Source organism: Myroides odoratus (assembly GCF_001549985.1).
Classification (GTDB): Bacteria; Bacteroidota; Bacteroidia; order Flavobacteriales; family Flavobacteriaceae; genus Flavobacterium; species Flavobacterium odoratum_A.
Genome location: NZ_LROZ01000019.1, coordinates 18,962 through 36,923 on the forward strand (window position 1 = coordinate 18,962; position 17,962 = coordinate 36,923).

Genomic DNA, 17,962 nt, shown 5'->3' on the forward strand with positions numbered 1-17,962 from the left:
AAAAATTTATCTTATTTTTTAAATAAGGGAGTTCCTTATTTTAACTGTTCCAAAAGGGTATAGCAGTAGCCCTTATAATCCACGTATTTATTTACTCTGGTTAATTGTAAACTAGCAACTAAACTAGATAGAAATAAGAATGCACGTTGTTGTTCTTCCTCTTTAAAATGAAAAACGCCTTGCTCTTTTCCTTCTTTTAATACACTAGTTAGCCAGTTGACAATTAAATCTACAATCTTAGTTACTTCGACTTGTGTTGTAGGAAATAAGGTATCAATATCCGTAGATAAAGCTCCTACAATACAGAGTTTACGTTCTCTTTGGCTCTTAATATAAATCTTGATGAAGGTTTCAATTTTCTTGATTGGATCAAATTGCAAGGCTTCCATATTCGCTATCATTTCTTCAAAGCGCTGGATATTCGTTTTTACAATACTTGTTCCCAAATTCTCTTTACTCGCAAAATAATAGTGAATAGCCGCATTTTTAATTCCCAATGCAGTAGAAATATCTTGATAACTAAATCCGTTAAACCCTTTTGTCAAGATTAATTCTTCGCCTAATTCTAGTATACGTTCTCTTGTCCCCGACATACATATCTATTTAATATCAGGACAATATTACTTACTAATTAGTAAGTAAACAATTTTTTTAACTTTTTGTTTTTGAAGATGTCTCATCAAAAGAGATTCTCAATAAAGAAAATAACTTGTACCTACCCTTTGTTCAACTTTTCCTTATCACTATTAGAATTGAAGTACAGCAAGGGATTTCCTAGTGAAACGACAATCAACTCAAAGAACAAATAACCCCTTGTTCTCCTTTAACATAGCACAAAAAAAAACAATCCTTTAAAAAGGATTGTTTTTTTTTATTTTTACTAATCAACGATAAATAGTCACTGTCAATCGTTAACCATAAACTGTTAACCATAAACCGTTAACCGTTAACTGTAAACTACGACTCCTTCACATATTTTGGTGGAACTGTCGTGTGATTTCCATCTACGTTTCGGCTCACAATAAAATGAGGAGATGCCATTTCAATATTATTTTCTGCAAACACGTCTTGTGCATGCTGACGTAAATCTGAATATATTTTAGCCGTTAATTTTGCTTCTTTGATGTACACATTGAGTTGATAGTCGACATAAAAATCCCTGAATTGATCTTGTAAAATAAATGGTTTTTGACGTTTCAATACGTGTTCTGTACGATTTGCTACTTCATATAACATTTCATGTACTTTTTGCCAGGGTACATCATATCCTACAGCGATTGTAGTGTGTAAAATTAAGCCGTGTTCTTTAGCGGACTGAGAATAATTCACCGTATGAGCCGACATGATGTTGGAGTTAGGTATAGTGATAATCTCATTTTTAGGTGTTTTGATACGCGTCACCAAAGGTGTTTTTTCCAATACATCTCCTGTATACTCTCCTAATTTAATACGATCTCCTATTTTAAATGGACGCATATAAGTAATCACTAATCCTGCTACTAAATTTCCAATAACTGATGTCGATCCTAGTGAAACAACGATACCCGCAAATACCGAAACTCCTTTAAAAATCTCGGAATCTGAATTAGGCAAATAGGGGAATATCAAAATGAACATAAAGATAAACATCAACGCACTGACGATATTATACGTTGGAAATGCCCAATCTGGATAAAATCCTTTTAATGTAATTTTATTATTGGCTATTTTTTCTGCGAGTGAGCGAACAAACTTCTGTATATATCTAAAGATAAAAACAATCACTAAGATTGTGAATAACTTAGGCATATACGACTTAATACTTCTTCCTACCGATTTCAGTGGTGACATCACATAATCCAACAATTGATCAGAAATGTGTTTCGTAAATGGAAACAGCTTGAAGATAATCAGCAATCCAATGTACAAGAATATCAAGACAATAATGAATCGAATCACTTTAGCCATGGTAATTGTCGTAAGCATTGCACGATGATCGTCAATGATTCCAAACATTCCCTTAATCCTCTTCCCGCGTTGTTTCCATATCATTACCTTCGCTCTTCTATAGCAATAGTAGATGTACTTGATGATAAATATTTCGGCGACAATGATTCCAATTGTACCTGCTATTTGCAACAACAATTGTTGCCAGCTCATGCTGTGTTGTTGTACTTCTACCGTTTCAATAATTTGTTCTTTATAAAACTGAGCAGCTTGGATTTTGGTTTTATTCTCTTGTGTTGCCTGAATTGTATCTACGCTCATTAAAATCTCATTCTCATACATCAAATTGAGGTAGTTTCCAGTATCGACAAGTTTAATTGAATCTCCCTCGAACAAATAATTATCCACTAAGGCTGCAATCTTATTTTCAATCGATTTAGCCCGTTGTTTCGAGGTAAAAGAACCAATATTTCCGTATACATTAAACAGCGTATCGTGCATGACAATAACGGGAGTTTTTTCTAAAACGATAAATTCAGGTTGCACCGCTGCAACTTTTTCTGGTGTGGTTGGTTTTTTATTCTTAGCCCATGAAGCACATCCGAAGAGGATTGTAGCAATTAAAACAAGAAGGCGAATATGCGACACATAATATTTCATACGTAAAGAAGTTCTTAATATCCAAGCAAATTTAACTGAAAAATCCGAATATAAAACCTTATTTTACTTCTAAGGCGCAATACTTTTTTTATTTTTTAACAATTAAATCCCACCGTTTTATTTTGTTTCGATTGTATTCTAAAATTTCTATTTCCTCCTCATAGACAAGCATTTATAAAACCCCTATTTCTAGGGATGCTATGAAAAACGAAAATAAAGTACCTTCGTATCATCATTTCAATTGGGTTCTCATGCGTTTATCATTTCTATTACTTGGTATTTTTTCTTTTTTTAGTTGTTATTCAACCAAAGAAAAGACAGTTGATGCGCAAACGAAGCAACAACTCTACCCTTACCTAACCAAAAACCAAACCTATATTTACGTTGATCGCGACTATACCCCTATCATTTCAACAGCGTTTACCTCAGCAGGATTGTTTACTTCCACAGGTTATGCCGTTGTTGAAAACGACAAAGGAGAAACTGCTGTAATCAATACAGCGGGAAAACTAGTGGTTCCTTTTATGGCACGTTATGTTTCCCTACAAGTATTACAGGATCAATTAACTGTTGTATATACCCGAGAAACCTATACAAAAAACTCTCGCTTTTGGGAATGGGAATGGAATATCTTTTCAGGATTAAAAACAGAAGTACAGCGTCAGAAATTTGAGGTTTACATCTTAGAAACCAACCAGGTTCTATTTGCAGAACAATTGAGTGACAAGGCTTCCCTTCCCACTTATGTCGACACAATCGATTCGGAGCACTTTATCTTTAACCAAACCCTGTATAAACGAAAAGGGCAGCGTTTGACTAAACAAAAAAGCAACATCATCCATTGGTTTGATACAAATAAAATTTTACAGCGCAATGGTGATCAATTTTCCATCCTTACTTTGGAAAACAAACAACAGACGCTTTCGAATTTGGAAGCCACTCAACAGGTTGTTTTTGAAGTGAACGGAGAAGAACTGCTCCTTACAGAAGTCAATAAGAGTCGTTATTATTCTGAAATTCCCGAAATATTATACCATCCCAAAACAAAAGAGTACCGAATCGAACCTTTATTCGAAAAGGTACTACCTCGAAAAATAAAAATCCGAAATGAGGCAGATTTGGCCTACCTTCAAAAAGTAAGTTATATTAACTCGGTACCTGATTATCCTTATTTCATTCTTGGCGTGTTTGATTTTGGTCGTTGGGTATTTCAATGGAAATACCTGGCAGAAGATGGTACGTTACTAGATACGATTGATGCACCTGACTTTTTTGTTGTAGATGCGCTTTCAAGGGTACAACGCCCTTATGCAACCGAGTTAATTTCAACCAATCAAATTCCAGCTCCTTGGTCTTTAGGTGCCCTAATGAAATACAAGGGATTTAATCATTTATTTAAAATAACACTCAAACAAGAAGGACAAGACAATCGCTATGGTCTGTGGAACACCCAAACGAAACAATGGGAACTCCAGCCTGTTTATCGCGACTTTTATTGGCTAGATTCGGATCAAGGCTTATTAGCCTTAGCTCAAGAAGACAATCAATATGTGGTGTATAATTACTTAACCAAACAAAATACAATTCCTACTATATTTAAATCCATCGACCCTTCGGGTTGGGTTACACAAGTAGATACAGCTGGAAAAGAAACTTCGTTTTACCTCGATTTTGCAGCAGCCAAAGCTTATATGGAAAATCCAAAATAGAAAAAAAGCTTAAACATGATCTGTTTAAGCTCTTTTGGCTAACTAATTACAAATGAATAACAATAAATAAATTATTTATACGAGTTGATTTTTACTACATTACCAACTGTTCCATCACCTAAATCTTTAATTTCTAACCCTTTTGCAAAGGTTGCAGTCGTTCTATTCAACAAGTAGACGTAAGACTTCGCTGCTGCAGTAATAGGTACAAATACCTCATCTCCTTCTACATAAGGCGTTCCGATTTCAGCAATTAACGCTGGATCTTCTAAACCGTTAATCCATTGGAATTGTCCTGTTTTCGCATTAAATAAAGCTAGTTTATTTGCTGGTGCCATATTCCAAGATTGATCTGTATTCGCGAACATGTTCAAGATAAATTGGTCTTTCCCCACAGCATATACTTTGTATACTTTATGTCCTCCTGATTTTGCTTCTAAATCAAAATAGTATGAACGATCAAATTTCAACGTATTCTTGTCAAATTTCAATACAGCTGAAGGTTTTGTAGAGAAGGCTCCTTTTTCTTGGCTAATCATCGCTGAAGGCGAGAACACATAAATATCACCACTCGCTCCTTTACCAATTGTAGATACACGGCTTGATCTGTAACGTGCAACAGCAAAGCTCATGCGATCGTCTTTTACAACATCTTCTAAGACTACTCTGTTTTCTGGTGCTTGTGACATATCTAATTTAAAGATAGCCAACCAAGCTCTATCTCTAAAAGCAGAGGTATTATCTTGGTCGCTATTGGCAGTTATTTTAAATGGCTCAATAGCCATTACAAAACGGTCATTTCCAATATCTTCTAATCCTGCAAAGTTTGCATATTCTCCTTGCTCTGCAATATTTTCTACATTGACAAATGAAGTAAATTCAATAGCCCCTGTAACTCCGTTAATAAAGTTAAATGCTTGTCCTTTTTTACCATTTTCTAATTCAATTCCCCCTGTTGTAGAGATCATAAAACGTCCGAATGGCTGAATAAACTCCTCTCTATTTGGTAAATCTACTAAGGTATTTTCTTGTAAACGCAAGTCTTTGTTTAACATCCAACTTTGCATTCCAGAAGGATCTCCTTTTCTATATTCAAAGACATACGCGCGTAAATCTTTAAACATATAGATATTTTTACCTAAGGCAGTTTTTCCGTTTCCTCTTACACTGATAGATCCTTCTTTTAGGTTATCAACTTCCAGTAATAAATTTGTTTTTGAAGCACTTGCACCTAAGATATATTTCGTACCAATTAAATCTTCTGGACCTCTTTCTCCATCATCAATTATCTCATCATCATCTCCCCCTCCAGGTTTTGAATTATCATCACTTGAACAGCTTGTCAAAGTAAATGCACTAACTAAAAAAGCTAATACAACTGTAGATAGAACTCTTTTTTTCATTTTAATTTGATATTATAGATTATTATTTTAGTTATTTTTAGTAGCTATAGCGTATTTTAAACATGAAGCTTCTTCCTGGTTTTTGAAAACTATAATTGTCATACGCCAATTTGTCGAAAACATTATTCGCTTCAACAGTTGCGTGTAAACTGTTGTTGAAAAAACTATACGATGCACTAAGATCATGTACTACTTGAGAAGGGATCCAAATTGGGTTTTCTCCAATACTACTAAAATCATAGCTGTAATGATCAATATAGCGCAGGTTGTATCCTACGTTTAGATTGTTCCCTTTAACAATCACATCTTTGAATAGAAAACCTGCATCTAAAGATCCAAAGAAGTAAGGTTCATTGGGAACACGCTCATTGTAGTATGCATTGAGTTCATCGCTACCAATCGCATATTTTTGTTTACTTCGAATACTTTGCGTCGTTAAACTTCCTCCCAGTTGTAAGAAATCATTGTATACATAACGAGCTTCAACATTTAGTCCTACACTTTCTACTCCTCCAATATTCACACTAGATGCTCGTGAACCTGATCCATAGGGGTTGCTACGGATATAATCTTCTGTTTTACGGTATACAAAACCTGCGTCAGCAAAAACAGCGTGTACTTTATCTAACACAGTAGAATAACTTAAATTGAAGTTGTAGTTATTTCCTGCTTCTGGTTTCAAATCGGTATTTCCCCACACCATATCACCATCACCAAATAGTTCACTATCTGTAGGTAGACGATACGTTTTTTCAAAAGAAGATTTCACTTGAAAATCCTTCCATAAATAAGTTGCTGCAATTCCATACCCACTCTTATCTACACTCGTGCTTTCACTTAAATAGGTATGTTTGATGGAATAGTGTTTTCCAAATACAGAGACATTCAAATTGTCTAGAATGTTGTATCGGTATGATAAAGCCGTAATATTTTTTAAACTTCTACGTGTCGTTTCACTTTTCTTCTCACTTTCTGTTTCTTTTACAGCTAGTGGATCTTCGGTTTTTCTATTGAAGTAATAAATCACATTATTCAAACTAAGGGAATGCTTGTCATTTATTTTATAACTTACATTCGCTGTAGTCGATCCGTTGTGGTCAAAAAACTTCACTAAAGAAGGACCTCCTCCAGATTCACCTCTCTTCATCGTTTTGATGCGTTCACCTGCCCAATTGTATTTGTATCGAGAAGTATCTATATTTTGATTATATCCTGCGTTGTAATTTGAAGTCAAGGCAACATCCAGTCCTTCGACAAATAAATTGCGTTTACTATATTCTAAGGAAGGCATAATCGTTACGGAGCGACGTTTTTTCTGACCGAATACTTTTTCCATAATCGTACCAGTTTGAACGCCTTTTTTCCCTTCTCCATAGGTAAAGCCAATCAATAAACGATCCGCATAAGATTTATCTAATACCCCTACTTTCGCCACTACCGTTGCTGTTTGAAAACGATCATTGAATCGTTTTACCCATTTTTTTTCTTTGGAATACACTCCTGTTTTTAAATTGGCAACGGGCACATATACTTTGTAATTATTGTCTGAGTAATTTTGAAACGCATTTACTTGGAAAGTCATGCCATTATCGAATACTTTACTAACATTCAAGTGACTTTTGTATGTATTAAAAGATCCTGTTGTAAAAGAAGCATCAATCTTCGTTTCTTTGGATTTATTGGTAATGATATTGACTGCACCACCTAAAGCATCTGAACCAAATTCTACTGGAACAACCCCTTTGTAAACTTCAATACGATCTACCATCGTAATGGGCAGGTTATTGATTTTAAATTCACTTCCAAATCCTTCCATTGGTACTCCATCCATAAAGAAGCGAATATGACGTCCACTGAAACCGTTCATTGAAAACGTATAATCTGAACCTTCTGCACCATCTCGTCTCACCTTCACTCCTGATACACGATCTAATGCTCCCGAAACGTCTAAAGAAGAATTGTACAAAGGCTTGGCATCAATAGCAATCACATTATAGGCCGATTCTCTTACTTTCTCAATTGGCTTCTTCACTTGGAGTACAACATCATCTAAAATAGCTTCCTTTGCGCTTAAAACAATGTTCTGCTTCACATGCCCTCCATCTTCCACTTTGACAGTCATCTCTTTAGTTTCATAACTTACGTGCTGAACCACAAGCTTATACGTTCCGCCAGAACCTAATTTCAGCCTAAACGCACCTTGCTCATCCGTCAAATCATTTTTCTTGGTATCCATCAAAATAATGGTAGCAAAATCAATAGGTTTTCCTTTTTCATCTTGGACAATCCCAGATATTAGGGTTGGTTTATGTTGCGCTTGAACAGCAAGTATTTGACCAAGTATACAGACTGTTAATAGTAGAAATTTTCTCATTACTAAGAAATTGAAATAGATTATTAAATACGTTTATTTAGACTTATTATAAACAGTAGCAAATATATAGACTTTTTTAACATATCTAAAAATAAATTAGACTAAATTTAAATAAGGTGGTTTTAGCTACAAAAATATTCGGACAGTATTGTCCAAGGAGGTCAAAATAATAAGGAAAAGGGAGGGAAATAATAAAGATGTAACAGCAAAAAACAAAAAAAGAGAATTAAAAATTAATTCTCTCTTCGTCTTGAAATTCGTTCATTTCGCAATGTTGGGCCCGCTTTTTTTGAATTATTTCGCTCTCTGTCGAACTTCTTTTTGGGTCTTCTTTCGCCTTGTTGGCTTGTATTTTCAGTTGAATAAGTATTCGGTTGATCTGTTACTTGTTGTGTAAAGCTCGCTTCTTCTGTTTTACTTGATGGTTCAATTAAGCGATTTAATTCTGCTAATTCCGCAGCAGTAATTTCGCGATATTGTCCTACGGGAACATCCAAACTAATATTGATAATACGGATGCGTTTAAGCGCAACTACATCATAATCAAAGTATTCACACATACGTCGAATTTGTCGATTCAACCCTTGTGTTAAGAAGATTCGAAATACAAATCGACTGATGCGTTCTACTCGACATTCTTTGGTGATGGTGTCCAAGATAGGCACTCCTTGTCCCATGCGTTGAATAAAGCGATCCGTAATGGGTTTATTCACGGTAACAATGTATTCTTTTTCGTGGTTGTTTTTTTGGCGTAGGATTTTATTTACAATATCACCATCATTCGTCATGATAATTAATCCTTCACTGTCTTTATCCAAACGTCCTACTGGAAAAATACGCTTCGGATAATTGATATAATCCACGATATTATCTCTTACCTTCTTGTTGGTCGTACATTCAATCCCTACTGGTTTATTAAAAGCTAAATAAACGAAGTCTTCATCCGTTTGACGAATTAGTTTTCCATTCACGCGAATTTCATCTGCATCGGTAACCTTCAAGCCCAATTCAGGTGTTTTTCCATTCACTGTAATGCGTCCTTCTTCGATTAATCGGTCCGCTTCTCTTCTTGAGCAAAAGCCAACTTCTGATAAATATTTATTTAAACGCGTTTCTTGATTTTCCATAGCGCAAAAGTAAATAATAAATTTCGTTACTTATAAAAAGAAATACATTCTAGCTAAAAAACGCTTGAATTGTTTTAAAAACGGCCTCATCTTGCAGGCTATGCCCTAAGTTTGTCGTTGAAACGACTAGGTTTTTCTTGTGTACTAATGCTTGATGAAAACTTACTGCTTCTTCATAGGATACTTGAGGATCTGCTTTATCGTGGATACACAAAACAGGTACCTCAACAGATTGTACAGCTTCAGCACTACAATAAGAAGCTAAAGGTTTATTAATTAAGTGTTCTATATAATTATGATAGGCTTCTCTTACTCGTCTAGAATAGCCTAAAAGAGCATAATAATGCGAAAGAATAACTTCAAAGCGATCAAAGGCTCCCATGATAACCACTTTTTGAATCCAGGGATACTGACCTTCACTTATTTGTTGAAAGAGGGCAAACGCTCCTAAAGAATGTCCAACTACAAACTGAGGTTGGAATCTTTCCAAAGCTAGATCAATAACTTCTTGATAATTTTTGACGCTCAAATTTTTGCCATAGCTCATACCTAAACTAGGGGCATCAACCGCTACAAAACGAAATCGATTGCCCAAGTAGGTGCATAAGGCTTCCCATCGAGCGCTATTACTTTCCCATCCGTGAATAAGCAAAATTAGCGGCTTCTCTGTCGTTTCTTCGTTCCACTGATAGGTGTAGACCTTTTCATTTTTATACCAGAAGAAACTTCCCTTGGCTTGTTTTAAAAATGGAGGTAGGTGTTTGGGGTTCAGTTTTCCTTTTCGCGGAGTAGCAAAAAGTTTGTGTACCCAATGCAAGGCTGTTTGCATAGAGCATAAGCTAATAACATTTACTAGGGCACCTACTACTTTTTCCATATAAAAAAAGAAAAGCCTCTAAAAAGAGGCTTATACTATTATTTTAAACTTGCAATGATTGCATCAATTTTATCTCTTTCTTCTTCAGCTAAAGCGCTATCAACAAGAATACGTCCACTGTGCTCATCTGTGATGATTTTTTTACGTGCCGCAATTTCTACTTGCGTTTGTGGAGGAATAGTAAAGTAAGATCCTACAGAAGCACCTCTTTCAATTGAAACAACTGCTAATCCGTTTTTCACTCCACCTCTAATTCTCATGTAAGCATTTAATAAACGATCTTCAATATCTTCTTTGAACTCGTCTGATTTAGCCAACAACGTTTGCTCTTCACGCTCTGTTTCTGACATAATGTTTTTCAACTCAGCCTCAATATGAGTTAAGTGTTCATTACGTGCAGCTAAACGCTCGTCTGTTTGTGCAATGTTGCTCTTTTTATTTTCGATACTTACTTTCATTTCACGGATGTGTTTTTCAGCAAGTTCGATTTCTAACTTTTGAAATTCAATCTCTTTTTCTAAAGAGTTGAACTCTCTGTTATTTTTCACTTCGTTTTGTTGCTCAGTGTACTTTTTAATTGCTTCTTTAAACTCTTCAATGGCATTCTTTTTTTCTTTGATACCACTTTCGATGCTATTTAAATCTGCATGAAGTTTTTCTAAGCGTTTGTTAAGTCCAGCAACTTCGTCTTTTAGGTCTTCAACTTCAAGAGGTAGCTCTCCTCTCATATTTCTGATTTCATCGATTCTTGAGTCAATCAATTGTAAGTCGTAAAGCGCTCTTAATTTCTCTTCAACCGTTAATTCTTTTTTCTTTGTCATCGTTATAAGTAGTTAACTGGATTCGTATTTACTGTTGATAAAATAACTGCAAAATTAGGCATTTTTTTTGAAAGAAACTCAACTATATAATTTTTTGTATATCTTTCACTCTCAAAATGACCAATATCAGCTAAAACTAACTGATTTTCAGCCTCATAAAATTGATGGTATTTTAAATCTGCCGTGATAAAGGCATCTGCTTTTTGTTGTAAGGCTGCTTTTATGGCAAAACTTCCTGAACCACCCAACACAGCAACTTTTTGAATGGGTTTGTTTAATAAGGCACTATGGCGAATTCCGCCTGTACCTGTTTTTTCTTTTACCATTTGCAAAAAGGCGATTTCATCCATCGGTTCTTTCAATTCACCAATCATTCCCATTCCAACATTTTGCAAGGTATTGGCTAGATTATAAACCTCATAGGCAACCTCTTCATAAGGGTGTGCCTGAAACAAGGCACTTAGCACTTTTCCTTGTAGGTGTTTTTCATAGGTCACCTCAACCTTGTGCTCTTCCACTATCTCCTCTACTCCTACTTGTCCAATAACGGGATTGCTGTGCTCATTGCCTCTAAAACTGCCTTTTCCTTCTGATATAAAACTACAATGATCATAGTTACCAATAGCTCCTGCTCCCGCAGCAAACAACGCTTGGCGTACCTTTTCTGTGTGTTGTATAGGCACATACGTCACTACTTTCTGAATGTACTGCTCTTTGGGTATCAAGATTCGGGTTTGCTCTAAACCTAAGGTCGTACAAAATATTTTATTCACCCCTTCTTGGTGATTGTCTAAAGCAGTGTGAATGGCGTAAATAGCAATATCGTTTTTTATTGCTTTAATCACCGCGCGTTCAACGTAATTCTTCCCTGTGATCTTCTTTAATCCTGAAAAAAGAATCGGATGAAAACAAACGATGAAGTTACAGCTTTGTGCTATTGCTTCCTCAACCACGGTTTCCAATGCATCGTGACACACGAGAATGCCGCTCACTTCTTGTTCAGGACTACCAACCAAGAGTCCAACGTTATCAAAATCCTCTGCGTAGCCCAAAGGGGCTAATTCTTCTAAAATCGGAATAATATTTTTTACTTTCATATTCAATGACAAGCTGTCTCGTTGTTTATTCTTTTCAAAGATACAAAACCCTTGTTCAAGTTAAAAACAACAAGAAGATCCTTTTTCTATTGAATAAATATTCTACACTTATCTAGTTTACTGTTCATCTCCCTTGAATATAAGAAAAAAACAATACATCAGGAGAATAAAGAAGTAAAACAAAAAATACAACAATGGCTTTATCCTCTATTTATCGCTTACCTATTCATAAAAGGAAGACGAGGTAATCGCGGTATTTCTTTCTAAAAGCTAAAAAAATTGATACTTTCGTAGGATGAAAATACTCCGTCTTATTCTTTTTCCTTTTGCTATCCTCTATGGGGGCATTACCAGCTTGCGCACTTGGTTTTATACGATTGGTCTATTCAAGCGTACTTCCTTTGCTATTCCGACGATTGTAGTTGGAAACCTCAGTGTGGGTGGAACGGGAAAAACCCCCATGGTAGAATACATCATTCGCCTATTGAAAGATCAATACCAAACAACCACGTTGAGTAGAGGGTATAAAAGAAAGAGTGAAGGATTTTTCTTGGCTGATGCGCAAACAACCATGGAGCAAATTGGCGATGAACCTTTTCAGTATCACTGTAAATTTGATAACATCGATGTTGCTGTGGATGCCAAGCGCGTCAATGGGGTTCGTCGTATCTTAGAAGAAAAACCACAAACGGAAGTGATTGTCTTAGACGATGCCTTTCAACACCTCGCTTTTCAAGGTGGGCTTTATGTATTACTCACCACGTATGACGATCCGTATTTCCACGATGTTATGTTACCCACAGGAAATCTACGCGAATCGAGAAAAGGAGCAAAACGCGCCGATATTATTGTGATTACCAAATGTCCAAAAGACCTCAGTGTGGCACAACAAAAAAGCATAACACAAGAATTACATCTAAAGCAAGGACAATTGTCTTTTTTTACGTATATTGATTTTAGTAAAATTGCATATTCAAAGTCTGATTCAGTGGAGGTTACTCAATTAATTCAGGACGACTTTATTTTAGTGGCAGGTATTGCAAAACCGCAATCCTTTTTTGATCATTTGAAAAAGGAGACAACGACATGTTTAACTTTTCCTGACCATCATCATTTTTCGTCTGCTGATATTGACTTAATTTTGAATAAAGCACAAGGAAAGAAAATCATTACAACGGAAAAGGATTACGTTCGACTCCAAGGTCTTCTTCCTGAACGCCAATTATTTTATTTACCCATTCAAACAGCTTTCTTAACGAATAGCGAAGCGTTTGATGCTAAAATTTTAAACTATGTGGGAGAAAGTACAAGAAACCGTTCAATTCATCATTGAAAAAACGAATTTTAAACCCGAAATTGGTATCGTTTTAGGTTCTGGATTAGGTAATCTAACAGCGGATATCGCTATTGAGCATGAGATTTCTTATGCGGATATTCCCAATTTTCCAGTATCTACTGTTCAAGGGCACAAAGGTGCTTTAATTTTTGGTACACTGGGTGGAAAAAAGATTGTTGCCATGCAAGGTCGTTTTCACTATTACGAAGGATATGATATCAAAACAACGGTATTTCCTATTCGCGTGATGAAATACTTAGGTGTAGAAACTTTAATTGTATCAAACGCTTCTGGAGGAGTAAATCCTTCCTTCAAAGTGGGAGATATTATGATTATCAAAGATCACATCAATGCTTTTCCAGATCATCCTCTACGCGGTCACAATGACGAGCGTTTTGGTCCTCGTTTTGTCAACATGAATGAGGTCTATACCAAAAGTATTATTGAACAAGCGAAAGCAATTGCTCAAGCGAAAAACTACGACATCAAAGAAGGAGTTTATTACGGTTTACAAGGTCCTACTTTCGAAACACTAGCGGAATATAAAATGGTCCGTGTAGTTGGTGGAGATTGTGTGGGGATGTCCACCGTTCCAGAAGTAATTGTAGCCCGTCATATGGATATGAAAATCTTCGGTATTTCTGTGATTTCCGATATGGGTAATGAAGATGGTATTGCCGATGTAAATCACGAGGAAGTGCTAAAAGCAGTACAAGCAGCAGAACCTATTGCTCGTGATCTAATCAACGAACTAGTTTCTAAGTTATAATAAAAAAAGGCTATCAATTTGTAATTGATAGCCTTTTTTGGTTTACGGTGTACGGTGAACTGTTTACGGTGAACTGTTCACTGTAAACCGTAAACTAATCAATAATTTGCATTTTCTTCATAATGAAGGTTGCGTTTTTATTCTGACAAATACCCTCTCTAATTTTGTAATCGAAATGTAAGTCGTCATTTTTAATTTCTACTTCAAAGCACTTGTTCATTAAAATCGCTGGATAATCATTCGTTGTATTACACACTTCTAAATCGTGGGTTGCAATCATCCCATACGTTTGTTCGCGAATTAATTTGAGAATAACCCCAATGGTTCCACTTTGTTTATCATCGGAATTCGTACCTCGTAAAATTTCATCCAATAAGACAAAACAAGATTCACTTTGTACTTGTTCGATAATCATCTTCAGGCGTTTAACCTCTGCATAGAAGTAAGACTCACTATCTTCTAAGGAATCCGTTAATCGCATCGAAACCAATAACGGCAAAGGAAAGAATGTTGCTTTTGTTGCGCAAATAGGTGCTCCTATTCCCGCTAAAACGAGATTCACTCCTATTGTTCTCAAGAAAGTACTCTTTCCTGACATATTGGATCCTGTTAGAATAACAAAACGCTGATTCGAAAAATCAATATCATTGGTTACGCGTTTCTTTGCATGTAATAAAGGATGTCCCAAATTTTGGAAAGACATTTGTTTGGTCTCATTCAACACAGGAAATGTATAACTTCTGTTGTTATAAGAATAATTCCCTAATGAGTTAAAAGCTTCTACTTCACCTACAATATCAATAACAGTTAATACTAGTCCTCCTTTTTCTTTCTTCCATTTCAGGAATTTATGCAGAACGTGTACATGAAATTGAAATAAACCATTGAACAAAATGGATACAAACAAATTAGCTACCGTTTCCAACTGTTCAAATAGACGCGATAGTTTTTTCAATTCTGTACTCGCTTTGAAAGAATCTCTTTTGATTTCTTTCAAATACTCCTTCATACGTACTGTAGCGAATTCTTCCTTTTCAATACGTTTGATAATCGAACTATAACTCTCAATGGTTTCGTGTATTTTTTCAACACCACCCAATTCAATTTGAATGGCGCGTACTTTTGAAAGTGCACAAATCAAGTTGAATGAAAAAACAGTGGAAGCAATATACCCCCAAACAATATGGGTTGAATCAAAAAAGAATCCAATCGACGATATAACAAAAATCAAGGGCAGTACATAGGCCAAAACGAGAGAAACCTTACTCAATTCATTGACTTTGGATTCGCTCCATGATTTTAAGCGTTCATAAGCTTCCTTACTTAAGTTAGATAACTTGCTATAGGCATAAATCTCATGTCTCCACTCTATCTTTTGTGATAACTCTTTGATTACTTCTTGATTTTTCAGGATATCTGCTTTGGTGCTTCTACTTTTTAAAAGTGTTGCTAAATACTCTTTTCCTTTATAAGAAGCGGTTCGATTGAGGTATTGGTAGATGGATCGAGGACCAAAAATATCTAAATCATAGGCATAGGGGTGATCTGGAGTATGAAAGGTTGCTCCATCTTCAAATGCCCATTGATCTTCTTTTAGAAACTGATCTTCTTCTTGGTTGATTTGCATTAATGCCTCAGCATAACGCATCTTCCAGGAATAAGAAGCGTGGATACGCAAGAAAATAATAAATACGACAACTAGACCTCCTGTTGCATATAAATACTGGTAATCTGCTCGAGATACCGATAAATAGAAACAATATACAATACCTAAAAAAGCAAGCAAACGCAAAGCGCCTACTAATTTGTATTTTTTTCTAATCTCATTGTATTTATCTTGAAAAAGGGAGTGTCTCTTGGCGTAAATTTCCATTGCTAAAGGGTTTATTTTAAAAAAGGGTTTTTCGTATTGGTGTTAACAAATATACATAATAATGCAAGTGGACTTAGTACAGATGAAAAAGAATCACAAACAATTTTACAGCTTACAGAAATAATGTATTTTTAACTCTTACTGAATCCAATACCTATGAATCCACTCAATCTATATACGACGGAGGGTTATGTTTATCTTCCACAATTTTTTCAACCGAACGAATTACAACCAATTGAACCTATTCTCTACAAGTTTCATCAACAATGGTTAATTGATCATCAAGAAGATTATCAAACGAGATTAATTAATAGTCACAGTTTAACGTCAAGTACCTCCTTAACAAAAGAAGAACGTTTACTTTTATTTCAGTTTATAGTAGGAGATCGCTTTCAACCGCTTCTTTCTGCTCTATTTCCTGACCAAGCCCTTTTTTTAAATACTCAATTATTTTTTGATCCTTTCAACAAGGAACAAAAAAATTACTGGCATCGCGATATTCAGTATACGGGTATGTCTATAGAAGATCAACAGAAAAGCATACTCACCCAAAATGTACTTCACTTCCGCATTCCGTTCCAAGAGGAAGAAGGCATTGAGTTAATTCCAGGGACGCATCGCAGTTGGGATTTAGCAGAAGAACAAGATACCCGTTTGGGTCAACATGGAAAACAACCGAGTGATGCTTTAGCTCGAGGAAAACAAATTCGCCTACAACGTGGGGATTTGTTGATTTTTTCGGCGAATATGATTCATCGTGGGTTGTATGGAAACAATCGTTTTTCCTTTGACCTCATCTTTTTAGATGATACTCCTCAGCTTCGTCCTTTTATTGATCCAAACAATCATCCGACAGAAGCAGAAAAACAACAACTCAACTCCTCTTTATTTCTATAAAAAAAAGCTTCTATCTAGAAGCTTTTTCTTTAATCCCATTGATTTGCTGTGGATAGGGCATATTTTCCACCACCTGTAAAAAATAAACTGACACCTCCTAAAGCATATAAAATCAAGAGTTCAATTTGCCATCCTCCATTTTCATTCAGGCTAAAAATAGCCGCACTTTGAACCAATAAAATAGCGGTTACGCAATTAATTGCAAATACGGCACCTGCTAAGCGGGTTCTCCATCCTAGGAGCAATAAAAGAGGGGCAAGTACTTCTCCTACATATACACCATAGCCCAAGAAACCAGGTAATCCTTTATCGATCAAGGTTTGTTGGATAAATCCAATACCGTGTATGAGTTTGCCGATTCCATAAAACAACATGGGAAATCCAATGGCAATTCTACTAATTAACAATCCGGTGTCTACTTTTCTATTCATCATTATTTCTGGTTATAAAGTTACTTTTACAAAAACGCCATAATTCTCGAAGTGATCCCAACTCATCGCAAACTGTTCTAAATTAGCTGCTACTCCTATTGTTATCTTATCTTTCTTCATTCCTATTCGGATGTGTTGAAAGCCTCGGGTATATTCATGTCGATTGACATTTCCAACAGCAGAAATTCGAAACAATCCCTGCCATTCTTGTGTTATTTGTGGCGTATATTCCACTAAAAGCGATTGTTCTAAAGTGAATCCTTTTTGATAGGTTGTTCCTACTCCGTAAATGAGTTGAAAGTCTTTTCTCTTTACCTGATATTGGAGGTAAACACTAGCAAATTTCCCTGGATTCTTTACCCCAAATCCTGCATTTAAAATGAAGTTTTTTGGTAGTTTATAGGCAATCGTATTGCGGATGAAAAAAATAGTATGGGTGTCTTCTTCATATTCCGCATCGAATAAAACAAGATTTTGAAGGGTGAGTTTATCTGACAGTTTATGGCTGATGGTATGAGTATAGCCATACGCTCGATGTCCTACCATCATATCGGGGGTATAGGTTGTTGATTGCCCCAAAACTGGAAGTGTAAGAAGTCCAAATAGGACCATAAAAAAACGAGCTAATTTCATCTGTCTATGCTTATTTATTTTCATAGGAC

15 protein-coding genes are annotated in these 17,962 nt (G+C 35.7%); 4 read left to right on the forward strand and 11 right to left on the reverse strand.

Annotated elements, in window-relative coordinates:
- Positions 1-35: 35 nt before the first annotated feature.
- Entirely contained in the window at positions 36-593 is a 558-nt protein-coding gene (locus AWV75_RS15480) for a TetR/AcrR family transcriptional regulator (RefSeq protein ID WP_002990689.1), read from the reverse strand.
- A gap of 364 nt (positions 594-957) precedes the next feature.
- Entirely contained in the window at positions 958-2,586 is a 1,629-nt protein-coding gene (locus AWV75_RS15485) for a mechanosensitive ion channel family protein (RefSeq protein WP_060875222.1), read from the reverse strand.
- A 200-nt stretch (positions 2,587-2,786) separates the two neighbouring features.
- Here AWV75_RS15485 and AWV75_RS15490 point away from each other — a divergent pair, with 200 nt between their 5' ends.
- Complete coding sequence (locus AWV75_RS15490) at positions 2,787-4,295, forward strand: hypothetical protein (RefSeq protein WP_231738173.1); 1,509 nt, start codon at positions 2,787-2,789, stop codon at positions 4,293-4,295.
- Between the two features lie 71 nt (positions 4,296-4,366).
- Here the strand turns inward: AWV75_RS15490 and AWV75_RS15495 are convergent, their stop codons facing one another.
- The 6 genes from AWV75_RS15495 to AWV75_RS15520 form a co-directional block, all read right to left on the reverse strand.
- A complete protein-coding gene (locus tag AWV75_RS15495; protein ID WP_060875223.1) occupies positions 4,367-5,698 on the reverse strand; it encodes a DUF4374 domain-containing protein in 1,332 nt (443 codons plus the stop codon).
- Between the two features lie 37 nt (positions 5,699-5,735).
- The gene (locus AWV75_RS15500; protein WP_060875224.1) at positions 5,736-8,072 is read right to left on the reverse strand and encodes a TonB-dependent receptor; all 2,337 of its coding nucleotides are present in this window, start codon (positions 8,070-8,072) and stop codon (positions 5,736-5,738) included.
- A 233-nt stretch (positions 8,073-8,305) separates the two neighbouring features.
- Positions 8,306-9,199 carry a 23S rRNA pseudouridine(2604) synthase RluF gene (gene rluF / locus AWV75_RS15505; RefSeq protein ID WP_060875225.1) on the reverse strand — a complete coding sequence of 298 codons (894 nt, stop codon included), beginning with the start codon at positions 9,197-9,199 and terminating at the stop codon, positions 8,306-8,308.
- Between the two features lie 49 nt (positions 9,200-9,248).
- The gene (locus AWV75_RS15510) at positions 9,249-10,076 is read right to left on the reverse strand and encodes an alpha/beta hydrolase (RefSeq protein ID WP_060875226.1); all 828 of its coding nucleotides are present in this window, start codon (positions 10,074-10,076) and stop codon (positions 9,249-9,251) included.
- 38 nt (positions 10,077-10,114) lie between these two features.
- Positions 10,115-10,897, reverse strand: a complete 783-nt coding sequence (locus AWV75_RS15515) for a zinc ribbon domain-containing protein (RefSeq protein ID WP_060875227.1) — start codon at positions 10,895-10,897, stop codon at positions 10,115-10,117.
- 2 nt (positions 10,898-10,899) lie between these two features.
- A complete protein-coding gene (locus tag AWV75_RS15520) occupies positions 10,900-11,994 on the reverse strand; it encodes a Nif3-like dinuclear metal center hexameric protein (protein ID WP_060875228.1) in 1,095 nt (364 codons plus the stop codon).
- A 295-nt stretch (positions 11,995-12,289) separates the two neighbouring features.
- Here AWV75_RS15520 and lpxK point away from each other — a divergent pair, with 295 nt between their 5' ends.
- Entirely contained in the window at positions 12,290-13,327 is a 1,038-nt protein-coding gene (gene lpxK, locus AWV75_RS15525; RefSeq protein WP_060875229.1) for a tetraacyldisaccharide 4'-kinase, read from the forward strand.
- Positions 13,287-14,099 (forward strand): purine-nucleoside phosphorylase, encoded by an 813-nt coding sequence (locus AWV75_RS15530; protein WP_060875230.1) that lies wholly within the window; start codon positions 13,287-13,289, stop codon positions 14,097-14,099. Before lpxK ends, AWV75_RS15530 begins: the two co-directional genes overlap by 41 nt.
- 94 nt (positions 14,100-14,193) lie before the next feature.
- On the opposite strand, the gene AWV75_RS15535 is transcribed toward AWV75_RS15530, so the two are convergent.
- The gene (locus AWV75_RS15535) at positions 14,194-15,972 is read right to left on the reverse strand and encodes a MutS-related protein (protein WP_060875231.1); all 1,779 of its coding nucleotides are present in this window, start codon (positions 15,970-15,972) and stop codon (positions 14,194-14,196) included.
- Between the two features lie 156 nt (positions 15,973-16,128).
- Between AWV75_RS15535 and AWV75_RS15540 the strand changes: the two genes are divergently transcribed.
- A complete protein-coding gene (locus tag AWV75_RS15540; RefSeq protein ID WP_060875232.1) occupies positions 16,129-16,869 on the forward strand; it encodes a phytanoyl-CoA dioxygenase family protein in 741 nt (246 codons plus the stop codon).
- A gap of 29 nt (positions 16,870-16,898) precedes the next feature.
- Here AWV75_RS15540 and AWV75_RS15545 read toward each other — a convergent pair whose 3' ends face one another.
- Positions 16,899-17,300 carry a DoxX family protein gene (locus tag AWV75_RS15545; RefSeq protein WP_060875275.1) on the reverse strand — a complete coding sequence of 134 codons (402 nt, stop codon included), beginning with the start codon at positions 17,298-17,300 and terminating at the stop codon, positions 16,899-16,901.
- 12 nt (positions 17,301-17,312) lie between these two features.
- Positions 17,313-17,957 carry a hypothetical protein gene (locus AWV75_RS15550; protein ID WP_231738174.1) on the reverse strand — a complete coding sequence of 215 codons (645 nt, stop codon included), beginning with the start codon at positions 17,955-17,957 and terminating at the stop codon, positions 17,313-17,315.
- Between the last annotated feature and the right edge of the window lie 5 nt (positions 17,958-17,962).

Excerpts from the sequence above, each read along its gene's own strand:
- rluF (WP_060875225.1), bottom strand. The coding sequence starts at position 9,199 with ATGGAAAATCAAGAAACGCGTTTAAATAAATATTTATCAGAAGTTGGC.
- AWV75_RS15515 (WP_060875227.1), bottom strand. The coding sequence starts at position 10,897 with ATGACAAAGAAAAAAGAATTAACGGTTGAAGAGAAATTAAGAGCGCTT.
- AWV75_RS15500 (WP_060875224.1), bottom strand. The coding sequence starts at position 8,072 with ATGAGAAAATTTCTACTATTAACAGTCTGTATACTTGGTCAAATACTT.
- AWV75_RS15540 (WP_060875232.1), top strand. The coding sequence starts at position 16,129 with ATGAATCCACTCAATCTATATACGACGGAGGGTTATGTTTATCTTCCA.
- lpxK (WP_060875229.1), top strand. The coding sequence starts at position 12,290 with ATGAAAATACTCCGTCTTATTCTTTTTCCTTTTGCTATCCTCTATGGG.
- AWV75_RS15480 (WP_002990689.1), bottom strand. The coding sequence starts at position 593 with ATGTCGGGGACAAGAGAACGTATACTAGAATTAGGCGAAGAATTAATC.
- AWV75_RS15535 (WP_060875231.1), bottom strand. The coding sequence starts at position 15,972 with ATGGAAATTTACGCCAAGAGACACTCCCTTTTTCAAGATAAATACAAT.
- AWV75_RS15550 (WP_231738174.1), bottom strand. The coding sequence starts at position 17,957 with ATGAAAATAAATAAGCATAGACAGATGAAATTAGCTCGTTTTTTTATG.
- AWV75_RS15490 (WP_231738173.1), top strand. The coding sequence starts at position 2,787 with ATGAAAAACGAAAATAAAGTACCTTCGTATCATCATTTCAATTGGGTT.
- AWV75_RS15485 (WP_060875222.1), bottom strand. The coding sequence starts at position 2,586 with ATGAAATATTATGTGTCGCATATTCGCCTTCTTGTTTTAATTGCTACA.
- AWV75_RS15545 (WP_060875275.1), bottom strand. The coding sequence starts at position 17,300 with ATGAATAGAAAAGTAGACACCGGATTGTTAATTAGTAGAATTGCCATT.
- AWV75_RS15530 (WP_060875230.1), top strand. The coding sequence starts at position 13,287 with ATGTGGGAGAAAGTACAAGAAACCGTTCAATTCATCATTGAAAAAACG.
- AWV75_RS15510 (WP_060875226.1), bottom strand. The coding sequence starts at position 10,076 with ATGGAAAAAGTAGTAGGTGCCCTAGTAAATGTTATTAGCTTATGCTCT.
- AWV75_RS15520 (WP_060875228.1), bottom strand. The coding sequence starts at position 11,994 with ATGAAAGTAAAAAATATTATTCCGATTTTAGAAGAATTAGCCCCTTTG.
- AWV75_RS15495 (WP_060875223.1), bottom strand. The coding sequence starts at position 5,698 with ATGAAAAAAAGAGTTCTATCTACAGTTGTATTAGCTTTTTTAGTTAGT.